The 1,737-nt window shown below is 65.1% G+C and carries 1 protein-coding gene; it reads left to right on the forward strand.

What is annotated here, in order from left to right; genetic code table 11:
* Positions 1 to 1,737 (forward strand): beta strand repeat-containing protein (locus tag ACV22W_RS33440; protein ID WP_448023804.1); only part of this gene is annotated, 1,737 nt, incomplete at both ends.

Below are 1,737 nucleotides of genomic sequence, written 5' to 3' on the forward strand. Positions count from 1 at the left end.
CCGTCCGGGATCTTCGTGGACGGTGGAACCTTCCTGAATACCAGCCGCGCGACTTTGACGACCGGCGTGCCGTACTACGGTGCCGATGGTTCGCTCGCCGGTTACAACGTCAACCGCGGGCTCGTAACCGTCTCGGGTGCCGGCCTGAACGCAACCGGTACCGATCAGGTTGACCTTATCGCCCGTGCCGTACAGGTGAATGCAGCGGTCTATGCGAAGAACCTGAACGTGATTGCCGGTGCGGCCCAAGTCAACCACGACACGCTTGCCGCGACGCCGATCGCCGGCGACGGCCCCGCTCCGGCGGTCGCGATCGACGTGAGCCAGTTGGGCGGAATGTATAGCAATAGGATCTTCCTCGCATCGAATGAGTTCGGTGTGGGGGTGGCCAACGCCGGTACGATCGCGGCGCAGGCAGGCGACCTGACGCTGCAGTCGAACGGCCGACTCGTGCTGACGGGCAAGACGACCGCGAGTGGCAACCTCGCGCTGTCGGCGGCCGGCATTCAGAACAACGGCACGACGTACGCGCAGCAATCGCTATCGGCCAGCACAAGCGCCGACCTCACGAATAGCGGCACGTTCGCTGCGCAGCAGAACACGACGGTGAATGCCGGCAGCGTCAATTCGACCGGCACGCTCGGCGCGGGTGTGAACAACGACGGTTCCGTCGCGCACAGCGGCGACCTGAACCTGACGGCGTCCGGCCAACTGTCCGCGACCGGCCAGAATGTCGCGGGCGGCAATGCATCGCTGACGGGCGGCAGCGTGAATCTCGCCGGTTCCCAGACAGCAGCGAACGGCAACCTGTCGCTGAACGCGACGGCCGGCGACGTGAATCTGTCGAACGCGACGACGAGCGCGCAGGGCGCCATCCAGGCGAACGCGTCGGGCACCGTGATCAACGATCACGGCAGCTTGTCGAGCGGCGGCAGCACGACGCTGACCGGCGGCAATCTGTCGAACCAGAGTGGCAAGGTTTCATCGCAGGGGCCGCTGTCAGTCAACATGGCTGGCCAGATCGCCAACCAGTCCGGCGAACTGGTATCCGAAAGCACGGCGGACGTGCGTGGCGGTGATATCGCGAACAACCAGGGCACCCTTCAAAGTGCGGCCGACATGACGGTGGCCGGTGCGTCGCTGGACAACACGGCAGGACGAATCACATCGCTCAACGGCGATGGCTTGTCGGTGACGACAACCGGCCAATTGACCAACGTCGCTGGCGCGACGGCGAATGGCGCACCTGGCGGTGTGATCGGCGGCAACGGTGATGTTTCGGTCCGAGGCGCAAACGTTGTCAACCGCGGCGCGATGACTTCCAACACGAATCTGCGTGTCGCGGGTCAGTCGGTCGACAACGGTGGCGGGACGCTGCAGGCTGCGCAAAAAGTGACGGTCGACGCGGGTTCGCGCCTGACGAACAGCGGCGGCACGATCGTTGGACAGACCGCCGCGCTGACCGGCACGACGCTCGACAACAGCGCTGGTACCGTTCAGGCGGATCAGGTGTCGCTGACTGCAACCGACCTCGTGAACCACGGCGGCACGATCACGCAGACGGGCGCCGGCGCGATGAGCGTGAACGTGTCGGGCTCGCTCGATAACTCGAATGGCGGCACGCTACAGACCAACAGTACCGATCTGACGCTCGCGCCTGCCGCACTTGTGAACGACGGCGGCACGATCACGCATGCCAGTACCGGCACGCTGGCGCTCGGAAACGGTTCAGGTTCG

It is taken from the genome of Burkholderia sp. AW49-1, from assembly GCF_053427845.1.